This window comes from Chryseobacterium sp. MMS23-Vi53 (assembly GCF_047651245.1).
In the GTDB taxonomy this organism is placed as follows: domain Bacteria; phylum Bacteroidota; class Bacteroidia; order Flavobacteriales; family Weeksellaceae; genus Chryseobacterium.
Genome location: NZ_CP180265.1, coordinates 1,239,777 through 1,252,134 on the forward strand (window position 1 = coordinate 1,239,777; position 12,358 = coordinate 1,252,134).

Below are 12,358 nucleotides of genomic sequence, written 5' to 3' on the forward strand. Positions count from 1 at the left end.
ATTTTTAAAGGCTTTACCACGTTGTAGAGCCTTTTTTTGTTTAATAAGAATTAGCATCAAAAATGATAGAGATAAAGAATATTTCAAAAACTTTTCATCAGAAAAAACAGTCTTTCAAGGCACTCGATAATGTATGCCTGACTATTGAAAAAGGGGATATTGTGGGAATCATCGGATTTTCGGGAGCAGGAAAAAGCACTTTAATCCGAACAGTGAATCTTCTTGAAAAACCTGATAATGGTGAAATTATTATAAATGAAAAAGATTTTACGAAATTAAATTCCAAACAATTAGCCAACGAAAGAAAAAAATCGGAATGATTTTCCAGCACTTTAATCTTCTTTCTTCGAGAACAGTTTTTGAAAATATTGCGCTTCCGCTGGAATTAGACAACGTTAATAAAACAGAAATCAATAAAAAAGTCAATGAACTTTTAAAGATTGTCGGCTTAGAAGAAAAAGCCAATGACTATCCTAAAAGTCTTTCGGGCGGACAAAAACAAAGAGTTGCAATTGCTAGAGCGTTAGCAAATGATCCTTATCTACTGCTTTGTGATGAAGCGACAAGTGCACTGGATCCGGCAACAACCCAATCGATTTTACAATTATTGAGAGATATTAATCAAAGATTAGGAATTACCATTTTGCTGATTACCCACGAAATGGAAGTTATCAAAACAGTCTGTAACCACGTTGCGGTAATTGACAAAGGAAAACTATTAATTAAAGGAACTTTAAGCGAGATTGTCTCTAATAAAGAGAATCCTATCATCAAACAATTTTTAAACTCTAGTGTTATGACTATACCACAAGATCTGAATAAAAAACTACAAAAAGAGCCAAAAGACGGATTATTTCCGTTGATTGAAGTTGAACTTAATGAGCAGATTTCTGTTGAAGAACTGCTTTCCATCGTATACGATAAATATAAAATTCCTTACAAGCTTTTAAAAGCTGATGTAGAATATCTTGGAGACTCCAACTTCGGAAAACTGCTTTTGCAGCTTCAGGGTGAAGAGGAGAAAAACCAGCAGGCTATCTACTATTTCAACCAAAACAAAATTCAAAATACGGTAAGAGGATATGCTTAGTGAGACGGTAATTTCTCTTTTATCGAAGGGAATCTGGGAGACAGTTTTTATGACATTTGTATCTGGCTTTTTTGGTTTTGTGTTGGGCTTACCGGTTGGAATTCTTCTATTTCTGACAAGAAAAGACCAGCTTTTGGAAAATGTAATTTATAACAGGATTTTGTCTGTTTTGGTTAATATTTTCCGTTCTATTCCTTTTATTATTCTGATTGTCTGGATGATTCCTTTTACAAGAAGCCTTGTCGGAACATCAATTGGGGTGAATGCAGCTTTAGTTCCTTTAAGCATAGGAGCAGCACCTTTTATTGCAAGATTAGTAGAAAACAGTCTGCTTGAAGTTCCTCACGGATTAATTGAAACTGCAAGAGCTTTGGGTGCTAATCCACTTCAGATTATTCGGAAAGTTTTGTTGCCGGAAGCGCTTCCGGCATTAATCAACAATGCGACGATCACATTAATTACTCTGGTCGGATATTCCGCGATGGGTGGTGCAGTCGGAGCTGGTGGATTGGGACAAATCGGTTATCAGTACGGTTATATTGGTTATGATGCGGTAATTATGAATCTGGTATTGGGATTATTGGTGGCGATTGTTTTTATCATTCAGTTTTCCGGGGACAGATTAGCGAAAAGATTTGATCACCGTTAAGATGGTTTGAGTTTTCTAGAGTATAAGAGTTTTAGTGTGAGAGAGCTTTGAAAATATAATTATAATTTGAATGTGAAATAGTGTGGTGGCTTGATAATTTTCTGCCATCGATTCGGTGAAAAAGTAAGCAAAAAGGTGTAAAGCCATATTCTATTTTTATCTAGCAATTTCAAAATTTTGCCTTTTTGCTTTTTTCGCCATTTTGTTTAAAAAAGAAAATAATTTACAATGAAAAAAATAAAGATTTTTGGTTTTTTAGCGGCGTTTTTATTATTCACCGCTTGTAATTCAACAAAAAAAGATGATCCGAATTTCATTAAAGTCGGCATCACATCCGGTCCGGAGCAGGAAATTGCCGAGGTGGCAAAAAAAGTTGCCAAAGAGAAATATAATCTTGAGGTTGAACTCGTTTCTTTCAACGATTATGTGGTTCCCAACGAGGCTCTAAACAACGGAGATATTGATGCAAATGCCTTTCAGCATGTTCCTTATTTAAATGAACAATCAAAACAAAGAGGATACAAATTAGCGGTTGTAGGAAATACTTTTGTGTATCCGATTGTGGCGTATTCAAAGAAAATTAAAAGCATAAATGAACTACAAAATGGAAGTACAATTGTAATTCCGAATGATCCTACAAACGGTGGTCGTTCGTTACTTTTATTACAGAAAAACGGTTTATTAAAATTAAAAGACGGCATCGGCTTATTGCCGAAAGTAACTGATATTGTTGATAATCCAAAGCAATTAAAAATCTTAGAAATCGAAGCACCTCAATTGCCGAGAGTATTGGATGATAAGGAAGTGGTAATTGCCATTATTAATAACAATTTTGCCGCACAGGCAGGATTAGATGCCGAAAAACAGGGAATTTTTAAAGAGGATAAAGATTCGCCTTACGTAAATGTAATCGTTTCGAGACAGGACAATAAAACCGCCGAAAAAGTGAAAAACTTTGTAAAAGCTTACGAATCTGATGAGGTCGTTAAAAAAGCAGATGAAATCTTTAAGGGCGGTGCTATCAAAGGGTGGAATTAATCGGGTGAATGATGAATTTTCAATAAGTGAATTTTCTTTCATACTGTAAAATTCATATTTGACTATTGACAGTTAACTTAACAAAATTTCTATTATTATATTTAGACATTGTTTCAATTTTCTTGGAATGATGTCTTTATTTTTTACTGTTTTATTAAAAAGATTGGTTATAAGTAACCATTTATTCAAAAAACACATTTTCTCAATTTGAGATAATAAATATTTTTGCTATTTTTGTTACCAATCATTAAAAAGGCTTTTTATGTTAAAGAAAACCGCCATTGTAAGTTTATTCACACTTATTTCTGCTTCTTATATGGCTCAAAATACTACCCTACCTGTTTACTTAGACGAATCCAAACCTGTAGAACAACGCGTACAGGATGCACTTTCCAGAATGACTCTGGAAGAAAAAGTGGCGATGCTTCATGCGCAGTCAAAATTCAGTTCGCCGGGGGTTCCAAGATTGGGAATTCCTGAATTCTGGACAACAGACGGTCCTCATGGAGTTCGTCCGGAAGTAATGTGGGACGAATGGAATCAGGCAGGTTGGACGAATGATTCTATCATTGCGTATCCCGCATTGACAGCACTTTCCGCAACATGGAACAAAAAAATGTCATGGAACTACGGTAAAGCACTTGGAGAAGAAGCGCGTTACAGAAAAAAAGACATTCTTCTAGGACCTGGAGTGAACATTTACAGAACTCCACTGAACGGAAGAAACTTTGAATACATGGGTGAAGATCCCTATTTGACATCGAAAATGGTGGTTCCTTACATTAAAGGTGTACAATCTAATGGTGTTGCGACCTCTGTGAAGCATTTTGCTTTGAATAATCAGGAAATGTTCCGTCATACAAGCAACGTGAAAGTTGATGACAGAACGTTGTACGAAATTTATCTTCCGGCTTTCAAAGCAGCCGTGACAGAAGGAGATTCGTGGACGATCATGGGAGCTTATGACATGTATAAAGGTCAGTATTCTAGCCAAAATCAGTATCTTTTAAATGATATTCTTAAAGGTGAATGGAAATACAAAGGTGTTGTTGTTTCCGACTGGGGAGCTGTAAACAATACCGAACAAGCCATACATAACGGTTTAGATCTTGAATTTGGAAGCTGGACCAACGGGCTTTCAGCAGGTACAAAAAATGCTTACGATAATTATTATTTAGCAAAACCCTATTTAGATTTAATTAAATCGGGAAAAGTAGGCACAAAAGAGCTGGATGACAAAGTTTCAAGACTTTTGAATTTAGCTTATAAAACTACGATGAACAGAAACAAGCCTTTCGGAAATATCGCTTCTGAGGAACATAAAGCTGTTGCGAAAGAAATTGGTGAGGAAGGAATTGTACTGTTGAAAAACCAAGGAAATGTACTTCCGATAGATATTAATAAAGCTAAAAAAATTGCTGTAATTGGTGAAAATGCCATTAAAATCATGACTGTTGGTGGTGGTTCGTCTTCATTAAAAGTGAAATATGAAACGCTGCCTCTTGACGGTATCAAAGCAAGATTCGGAAAACAATCCGATGTACAATATGCGAGAGGATATGTTGGAGATATCGGCGGAGAGTATAACGGTGTGAAATCCGGACAAGACCTAAAAGATACACGCTCTCCCGAAGAATTATTGAAAGAAGCTGTTGAATTGGCAAAAAAATCTGATTATGTAATTTTCGTGGGAGGATTAAATAAAGCCGACTTTCAGGACAGTGAAGGAAATGACAGAAAAAGCTATGGACTGCCTTACAATCAGGATAATGTGATTGCTGCATTGGCAAAAGCAAATAAAAATCTTGCGGTTGTTCTGGTTTCCGGAAATGCGGTTGCAATGCCTTGGATTAAAGAAGTTCCGACCGTTTTACAATCTTGGTATCTAGGTTCTGAAGCTGGAAATTCTATCGCTGCAATTTTAGCCGGAGATGCGAACCCGTCAGGAAAGTTACCTTTCACTTTCCCTGTAAAGCTGGAAGATAATGCGGCTCACACATTGGGAGAATATCCTGGAAATAAAGCAGAATTGGCTGCTGATAAAGGAAAAGATCAGAAAAATCCTATCAATATTACTTACAACGAGGGAATTTTTGTAGGCTACAGATGGCATGACACGAAAAAAATTAAGCCATTATTCAGTTTCGGACATGGTTTGAGCTATACAACCTTCGAGTTTGGAAAGGCTAAAGCTGATAAGACAACGATGTCTCAAGATGATAAAATTACGTTTACGGTTTCTGTAAAAAATACAGGAAAAAGAGCCGGAGCAGAAGTTGCACAATTGTATATCTCTGATTTAAAATCATCTGTTGAAAGACCAACCAAAGAATTGAAAGGTTTTGAAAAAGTATATCTAAATCCAGGCGAAGAAAAAGAAGTGACTTTCACAATTGATAAGTCAGCATTAAGTTTCTTTGATGCTCAGAAACACGACTGGGTGGCAGAACCGGGAGATTTTGAAGCACAAATCGGAAATTCTTCTGATGCTATTAAAACGAAGGTGAAGTTTACTTTAAAGTAATCTTACTTATATATTTCTAAAGCGAAGAGTCCAATTTTTTGGGCTCTTTTTTATTTTATTAAGATAAAAAAATTCATAAAGGCAATAAAGAAGTTTTAAGTAAAACTTTACAACGATTTTTCATATTTAAAGCTAATGATTGAGCCCTATTAAACATTATTGAAATATGATAATATTAAATGATACGATCCTATTTAAGACAACAAAAAAGCATCCGAAATTCCAGATGCTTTTTATTTAAATTTTATTTTAAACTAAAGTTAATTTATTTTCCTCCTCCCGAATTTTTCTCCACATCGGTTTTGGTATTTTCCTTCACTTTCTGGTTTCCAAAACGTTTTACAAAAGAAAGAGAAACTCCGTACCAATCCCATTGCATAGAATTTCGAAGCGTACCTGTTTGATTAAAAGTTGTCGTATCAAAATTTGGTCTTTGGAAAATATTCATCAACTGCAAACTGGCTTCCATTTGTGTTTTTGGGAAAATTTTGGTTACAGAAATATTATGAAAAACATTGGTTCTGTTCGCATAAGAATTTCCACTGTTTTGATTGGAAATTTCTACCCATGCACTTAAATTGATATTCTTATCGAATAAATTGGTATACGAAATATTGGTAGAACCACCCCAGTAATTCACATATTTTTGTCCTTTGAGATCATTTCTTAGATTAAAGTCGCTATTATCGATATAATACCATCCCAACCCAACATTCACGGTCAGTTTATTTTTCAGGAATGTTTGGTTTGTATTAGCAAAAAGATAATATTTCTGAACCCTTCCGCTGAAATTATCCGGTTGGGTAATTGTTCTGTTCTTCGTAGGATCTGCAGCATTATTTTCGAAAATATAGCTCGTCCAGTAATCCTGATCTGTATACATATATCTTGCTGAAATAAAATATTTCTTAAAAAGCCCCAATTTCATGTATAATCTGTGACTAGGATTCGGTTCCAGTTCCAGGTTTCCGCGGCTGTAAAATCCGTTGTCGTTGGGAATCATAAAAGGATTAAATTCTGCATACCACGGCCTCCAAAGATTTCTGTTGTAAGTAAGACTAAGATCGTATTTATCTGAGAAAGTATATTTTAATAATAAATTTGGAAGAAAAGCTCCGTAAGAATCTTTTCTGCTTGTTCCTGCAACATCCTGTCGCATTTTGTAGTTGATATATTCGTAACGAAGTCCGATTCTTGTCTCTAATTTCTTAAAGAAAGTTTTACTATAGTTTGCGTATAATGAATTAATATTATCCTCATAATGAAAAATATCATGACCGCTCAATCCGTCCATTTGGGTCGCAAATAAATCGTTCGGAACAACATTATTATTAAAATCCATTTTTCCTCCTATTTCCATTGTTCCCCACTCTTTCCCCAAAGGCTGAGTATAATCAATTTTCAGATAATAATTTCTGTTTTCTGTATCCGATAAAACCTTGGTTTCATACAAGCTGGTGGTAGTTCCTGCCAACTGATTTTTCACAAAATTGTTATCTTCGGACTGTCCATAATAGTTGGATCCCAGATTGACATCTAGAATTCTGTTTTTCTCTTTATCGTAAAATTTATAAAAGAGATTGGCTCCCAAATTACGGTTTAGTCCTGTTGACCACTGATTCTGTGTATAGGAGCTTTTCAAATCGTTATTAATGCTTGTAATTCCGTTTGCATCGGAAGAATTTGAGGAATTTCCCTGGTAATATTCTAAAATTAATCCGACTGTATTTTTATCATTCAGTTCGAATTCTGATGTGGATGAACCAGACGGACTTTTGCTTCTTCCCGTACTTTCTGTGTTGATTTCCGTAAGAGAGTTATCTGCATACACTGTACTCAAAAGGCTGCTCTTTTGGAGATAAGAGTTGTCGCTGTAGCTTCCTATAAACGTCTGTGTGAAGTTCTTTTTATGATAATTTAAATTGAGATTCGTGTACTGTGAATTTTTCTGCTGTTGCCTGTTATTAAAGGTTACACTTCCTTTAATACCTTCATCGTCGCGTTTTTTTAATACAATGTTAATGACAGATCCGGCAGTTTCATATCTTGAAGACGGACTTGTGATGACCTCGATTTTCATTAAATTATCGGCAGGAATGGTCTTTAAATATTCTTTCAGCTCCTTTCCGGTGAAAACAGATTTTCTGTCATTGATATACACCGTCACCGATTCGCCTTCCGCTTTTACGGCATCATTGTTATCAATACTTACCAAAGGAGTCATTCTTAGAACATCCCAAGTTGTATTTCCCGCTAAAATAGAGCTGTTGGCAACATTGAAAACAGTACGGTCAACCTTAGATTCTACCGTTGGCTTTCTGACAGTTACCGTCACAGCTTCAATTTCCTTTTCTTTTTTTATGGTATCATTTTTCTCTTGAGCAAAAGCCAAGAGCCCCGCCAGAAGAGCGATTGGTGAAAATAATCTTCTCATTAATTATTAGGTTTACTCTAATAAGACACCATACATTGAATAAATGTTACATCAAATTGTAAAAAAAGTGAAAAAAGTTTTAGAACCTATCTTTAAAGTATTGATTTGACCGAGTTTCCTAATCCTGATCCAATAGCCCAGATTGCAACGACATCCTTTTTGGTTGCGGCGGAGCAAAGCGGAGCCGTAACCAAAAAGATATAGTGGAAAGCTGGAAATAGCTCCTAAAAAAATAAAAGCATCATCCAAAAAACCTCCAATTCGTAACGCCTAACTTTCAAAATAATGTATCACACCGACTTCCGGATGATGTTTTTTCTCTTCATTAAATTCATCTTCTTCATTCTGACTGTTTTCCAAAAAAGAATTGCTGAACAAAACATATGACGGATATTCTGCCAAACCGTTTTTCAACATTTGATGAGCTTCAACGATTGGTTTTCCGTATAATTTTTGAAAATTTCCGATTTTATACTGCGAAAATTTTCCGTAATGAACGATAAATTTTAATGATAAATCTATTGCTGTGCTTAATGATTTACTCAATTCTTCGACTTTTCGGGTAAAGGCATTTTGCATATTCCTCAACATTCTTGAAATTTTTTGGTACGACGGACTCTTATCATATCGGTAAAATAATATGGCATCGCCCTCGATTTCTGAAATTTCAAAATACTCATTATTCATATCAATGAGCGTAGAAAGTAGTTGTCTTACAATATATTCTCCTGTATAAAGTTTTGTATTGAATACAAATTCCGTAAACCCGCTGAAATCCGGAATAAGAATAATGCCATCTTTAATGTTTGTATTCTCCATAAAGTTTAGGGTTAAAACCTGTACCATTATAGACGAAGAAAATATTATTTTACTTTATGTTTTTTTAAAATAAAATTAAAGTTCAACAATGAGTTCTTTTTCAAAGCCATTATATTTCTCATCAATGTATCCATGAGGGTTACAGATGATTTCCGTTTTTCCTAATTTATATCTTTTTGGTGTATGAATGTGCCCGTGAATCCAATATAAAGGTTGATGTTCCAAGATAAAATCTTCAAGATTTGAAGCATAAGCTGAAGTCAACGGATCTTCTCTAAAATGCTCAGGACTCGACTGCAGACTTGGTGCATGATGCGTTACCACGATATTTTTCATGTCTTTTGAATTCTCAAGACTTTCTTTTAACCATACTCTGGAAAACTGGTGAATTTTGTAAATATCAATCGACCTCATTTTGGAATAAGAAGGATCTCGTCGGATCTGTTTGTAATCATTCATTCCATTCTGGCATATAAATCCGTATTGTCTGGGATCTCCGAAAATCGAAAAATCGGTCCATAAAGTTGCTCCGTGAAATCGAATTCCATCAATATCTACAAAAGAATCTTCCAGCACAAACACATTGGAATCCTTTGCATCTTCTTTTATTTTATTTAAAGTTTTTGGATAAGAACCTTTGTAATATTCGTGATTTCCAAGAACATAAATCACTGGTTTATTGGGAATTTCGGCTTTCATCCAATCAATTCCCTTGGTTCCCAAATTTACATCTCCTGCCAAAACCACAACATCCGCGTTATCAAAAGATAAGTCGGTGATTCCAAATTCCTGATGCAGATCGCTGATGATTTGTATTTTCATAGTACAAAAATAAAAAGAACCGACATACATAAAATACGCCGATCCCATTCATATAGTTTAGTATAATAAATATAGCTAAATCAATTTATGAAACAACCATTTCTGCCTGTTTTATTTTAATATTTTTAATGATAAAATAGAATAACATTCCTAATGCAAATACAGCATATCCTATTAATATGATTAAACTTAAATTTCCTACAGCCAGTTTTGAAGGGAAAATCTGACTCATTAATGTCATAAAAGATAGGCCGATTCCTGCTCCCAAAAAGTAGCTTGTAGAGCTTAAACTTGAAGCAACACCGTAACTTGACGGGTTTACATCTTGGATTCCTAAAACAGATAAGGCTGTAAAACAAAACGTCATACCAATTCCAGAAATGCAGGCTGCACCAATTAAGACCAATGTTAATGGATGATCAAAATAAACTGAAATTAATAAAGCCAAAGCCCCACTTAACATGAAAATCCAACCAAAGATACCCATTTGTGATGAATTTAATCTTTTAGAAATATGAGGTAAAATGAATTTCGCCACCAAAGCTGACATCACACTAAACGGAACCAACATTAATCCTGCAGAAGCCGCACTATAGTTCATATCTTTCTGCAACATCAAAGAAATTAAGAACAAAAATCCGATGAAGAATCCTCCTAAAGCAATGAAAGCTAAATTGGAAACCATCAAAGATTTGTGCTTGAATAATTTTAAATCAATTAAAGGTTCCGATGTAGATTTTAAACGATAAAAGACAAAAACCAATAGTAAAATCGCAGCTGCTAAAGAACCCGCCACCATGAATGTATTTTCTTTAATATGAATCAATTCATGAGTACCGTAGGTTAAGCTTAATAATCCCAAAACCAATAAAATTCCAGATAAAAGATCTGTTTTCTGAGGGTTTCCAGCTTCATCTTTTGGTAGATATTGATAGGCAAAAATTAGAGTTAATAATAAAATAGGAACATTGATTAAGAAAACCCAGTGCCAACTCATATACGTACTGATAATCCCACCTAACGAAAGTCCGCTCCCCGATCCAATCGCCGCAAATGAACTGAAAATTCCTATTGCACGGTTTCTTTCCTGATCTTCTTTGAAGGTATTTGTAACAATCGACATTGCGGAAGGCATAATAAAAGCAGCTCCCAATCCCTGCAAAGCACGGAAAATAGCCAATGTTTCAAAACCCGTTGACAAACCTGCACCCAGAGATGTTAGCATAAAAATTAATGATCCCAAAAGAAAAATCTTCTTTCTCCCGATCTGATCCGAAAGTTTTCCGCCAATAATAAGAAAACCACCGAAAAATAAAACGTATAAAGTCTGCAACCATTGAACAGTTTCTGCACCAATACCAAACTGCTCCTGAATAGAAGGAATCGTAAGATTAATAATGGCAATATCCAAAGCCTCCACAAATGTACCTACCGATGCTAAAATTAAGATCAGATCCTTTCTTTCCATATAGTTCAATTATGCTGCAAAATTAAAATTAATAGAACGTATGTAAAAATTATGATTTAAATTTGGAACATATTTTAAATTAAACAATATATAAAAGAACAAATATTCTTTTATTTAAAATTTAATCCCAAAAAACAGAACAAATGGCAACAGAAAATTATACACCTGATGAAAAAGATCTTTCCATCCTGAGAATCCTGCAAAAAGACGCTAAACTGAGTATTCGTGACATTGCGAATAAAATTAATCTGAGCCCTACTCCAACTCATGAGCGAATTAAGAGAATGGAAAAGTTAGGAATCATCAAGGAATATACGACTGTTGTTGACCGCAAAAAAGTGAACAAAGGAATGATGGTGATTTGTATGATCGCACTCAATGTTCATAATAAAAAAACGGCAGGAAAATTCATCGAAGAAGTTGGAAAACTGAAAGAAGTTGTGGAATTTTATAATATTAGCGGAGATTTCGATTTTATGTTAAAAATTTTAGCTCCCAATATGGATGAGTTTCATGAATTTTTTGTGAATAAATTATCTGAAATTGAAGGAATTGGGCAGACGAAAAGTATTTTTGTAATGAACAGTATTAAAGAAAGTTCTCAGATTCTATGATTTTTTTTCGTTTAAAAATTTGTAAATTGACTCAGCATTAAATCAATAAAATCATGTCGTGGAATCCTGAAATTTATAATCAGTTTAAAAATATTCGCTTTAAACCTTTCTTTGATCTTTCGGATTTGATTAAAAATGAAAATCAAATGAAAGCCATAGATTTAGGTTGCGGAACCGGTGAACAAACCTCAATTCTTGCAGAAAAATTTTCCAATGCAACTTTTATCGGAATTGATTCTTCAGCGGAAATGCTGGAAAAATCGAAAACTCTTGAAAATGAAAGACTTAAATTTCGACAGACAACTACGGAAGATATTTTAAATAATGATGAAAATTGGGATCTTATTTTCAGCAACGCAGCTTTGCAATGGTCTGATAATCATAAAGAATTATTCCCAAAATTGATTTCAAAATTGAAAAAAAACGGTCAATTGGCGATACAAATGCCTTATCAACCGGGAAATATTTTGAATCAAATTTTGTTTGAATTAGCAACTGAAGAACCTTTTAAAACTCAATTAAATGGCTGGAATCGACCTTCCGCTGTTTTGACGATTGATGAATATGCACAGATTTTATTTGAAAATGGAATTGAGGAATTGAATTTATTTCAAAAAGTGTATCCAATCATCGCAGAAGATCATGAAACTTTATTTAATTTCATTTCCGGATCGGCACTGATCCCTTATTTAGAAAGGCTTAAGAAAGATCAACAAGAAGTTTTCACCATAGAATTTAAGCGAAGAATTGCAGAGAAATTCCCAAAACTTCCTGCGATTTATTCTTTTAAAAGAATTTTAATGTATGGTCGAAAAAAATAATTAATAAAGAAAATCATTATCGAATTATACAATTATCATTAAAATTTTTAAATCTGAAAACTCATGAAAAGCAATATGA

General features: G+C 34.3%; 11 protein-coding genes. 7 read left to right on the forward strand and 4 right to left on the reverse strand.

Translation table 11 applies throughout. The annotated features are described in order from the left end of the window. Positions 1 to 62 precede the first annotated feature (62 nt). From ACKX2A_RS05475 to ACKX2A_RS05495, 5 genes are all read left to right on the forward strand, one after another. A complete protein-coding gene (locus tag ACKX2A_RS05475; RefSeq protein ID WP_415328158.1) occupies positions 63 to 320 on the forward strand; it encodes an ATP-binding cassette domain-containing protein in 258 nt (85 codons plus the stop codon). After that, the gene (locus ACKX2A_RS05480; protein ID WP_415328160.1) at positions 317 to 1,090 is read left to right on the forward strand and encodes a methionine ABC transporter ATP-binding protein; all 774 of its coding nucleotides are present in this window, start codon (positions 317 to 319) and stop codon (positions 1,088 to 1,090) included. The genes ACKX2A_RS05475 and ACKX2A_RS05480 overlap by 4 nt, the downstream gene beginning before the upstream one ends. Then, positions 1,083 to 1,739 (forward strand): methionine ABC transporter permease MetI, encoded by a 657-nt coding sequence (gene metI / locus ACKX2A_RS05485; RefSeq protein ID WP_415328161.1) that lies wholly within the window; start codon positions 1,083 to 1,085, stop codon positions 1,737 to 1,739. Before ACKX2A_RS05480 ends, metI begins: the two co-directional genes overlap by 8 nt. 228 nt (positions 1,740 to 1,967) lie before the next feature. Further along, positions 1,968 to 2,777, forward strand: coding sequence for a methionine ABC transporter substrate-binding lipoprotein MetQ (gene metQ / locus ACKX2A_RS05490; protein ID WP_415328162.1), 810 nt, complete (start codon positions 1,968 to 1,970; stop codon positions 2,775 to 2,777). A gap of 262 nt (positions 2,778 to 3,039) precedes the next feature. Then, positions 3,040 to 5,301 carry a glycoside hydrolase family 3 C-terminal domain-containing protein gene (locus tag ACKX2A_RS05495; RefSeq protein WP_415328164.1) on the forward strand — a complete coding sequence of 754 codons (2,262 nt, stop codon included), beginning with the start codon at positions 3,040 to 3,042 and terminating at the stop codon, positions 5,299 to 5,301. A 265-nt stretch (positions 5,302 to 5,566) separates the two neighbouring features. Here the strand turns inward: ACKX2A_RS05495 and ACKX2A_RS05500 are convergent, their stop codons facing one another. The 4 genes from ACKX2A_RS05500 to ACKX2A_RS05515 all read right to left on the reverse strand — a co-directional run bounded on the left by ACKX2A_RS05500 (position 5,567) and on the right by ACKX2A_RS05515 (position 10,844). Then, the gene (locus ACKX2A_RS05500; protein ID WP_415328166.1) at positions 5,567 to 7,735 is read right to left on the reverse strand and encodes an outer membrane beta-barrel protein; all 2,169 of its coding nucleotides are present in this window, start codon (positions 7,733 to 7,735) and stop codon (positions 5,567 to 5,569) included. A gap of 270 nt (positions 7,736 to 8,005) precedes the next feature. Beyond that, complete coding sequence (locus ACKX2A_RS05505) at positions 8,006 to 8,554, reverse strand: DUF2652 domain-containing protein (protein WP_415328167.1); 549 nt, start codon at positions 8,552 to 8,554, stop codon at positions 8,006 to 8,008. A gap of 75 nt (positions 8,555 to 8,629) precedes the next feature. Further along, positions 8,630 to 9,376 (reverse strand): metallophosphoesterase, encoded by a 747-nt coding sequence (locus tag ACKX2A_RS05510; RefSeq protein WP_415328169.1) that lies wholly within the window; start codon positions 9,374 to 9,376, stop codon positions 8,630 to 8,632. A gap of 85 nt (positions 9,377 to 9,461) precedes the next feature. Continuing rightward, positions 9,462 to 10,844 carry an MFS transporter gene (locus ACKX2A_RS05515; protein WP_415328171.1) on the reverse strand — a complete coding sequence of 461 codons (1,383 nt, stop codon included), beginning with the start codon at positions 10,842 to 10,844 and terminating at the stop codon, positions 9,462 to 9,464. Between the two features lie 143 nt (positions 10,845 to 10,987). Between ACKX2A_RS05515 and ACKX2A_RS05520 the strand changes: the two genes are divergently transcribed. After that, complete coding sequence (locus ACKX2A_RS05520; RefSeq protein WP_415328173.1) at positions 10,988 to 11,458, forward strand: Lrp/AsnC family transcriptional regulator; 471 nt, start codon at positions 10,988 to 10,990, stop codon at positions 11,456 to 11,458. A 53-nt stretch (positions 11,459 to 11,511) separates the two neighbouring features. Next, positions 11,512 to 12,279: a methyltransferase domain-containing protein gene (locus ACKX2A_RS05525; protein WP_415328175.1), complete on the forward strand. Its 768-nt coding sequence runs from the start codon at positions 11,512 to 11,514 to the stop codon at positions 12,277 to 12,279. The last annotated feature ends 79 nt before the right edge of the window (positions 12,280 to 12,358 follow it).

Excerpts from the sequence above, each read along its gene's own strand:
- ACKX2A_RS05475 (WP_415328158.1), top strand. The coding sequence starts at position 63 with ATGATAGAGATAAAGAATATTTCAAAAACTTTTCATCAGAAAAAACAG.
- ACKX2A_RS05480 (WP_415328160.1), top strand. The coding sequence starts at position 317 with ATGATTTTCCAGCACTTTAATCTTCTTTCTTCGAGAACAGTTTTTGAA.
- metI (WP_415328161.1), top strand. The coding sequence starts at position 1,083 with ATGCTTAGTGAGACGGTAATTTCTCTTTTATCGAAGGGAATCTGGGAG.
- metQ (WP_415328162.1), top strand. The coding sequence starts at position 1,968 with ATGAAAAAAATAAAGATTTTTGGTTTTTTAGCGGCGTTTTTATTATTC.
- ACKX2A_RS05495 (WP_415328164.1), top strand. The coding sequence starts at position 3,040 with ATGTTAAAGAAAACCGCCATTGTAAGTTTATTCACACTTATTTCTGCT.
- ACKX2A_RS05500 (WP_415328166.1), bottom strand. The coding sequence starts at position 7,735 with ATGAGAAGATTATTTTCACCAATCGCTCTTCTGGCGGGGCTCTTGGCT.
- ACKX2A_RS05505 (WP_415328167.1), bottom strand. The coding sequence starts at position 8,554 with ATGGAGAATACAAACATTAAAGATGGCATTATTCTTATTCCGGATTTC.
- ACKX2A_RS05510 (WP_415328169.1), bottom strand. The coding sequence starts at position 9,376 with ATGAAAATACAAATCATCAGCGATCTGCATCAGGAATTTGGAATCACC.
- ACKX2A_RS05515 (WP_415328171.1), bottom strand. The coding sequence starts at position 10,844 with ATGGAAAGAAAGGATCTGATCTTAATTTTAGCATCGGTAGGTACATTT.
- ACKX2A_RS05520 (WP_415328173.1), top strand. The coding sequence starts at position 10,988 with ATGGCAACAGAAAATTATACACCTGATGAAAAAGATCTTTCCATCCTG.
- ACKX2A_RS05525 (WP_415328175.1), top strand. The coding sequence starts at position 11,512 with ATGTCGTGGAATCCTGAAATTTATAATCAGTTTAAAAATATTCGCTTT.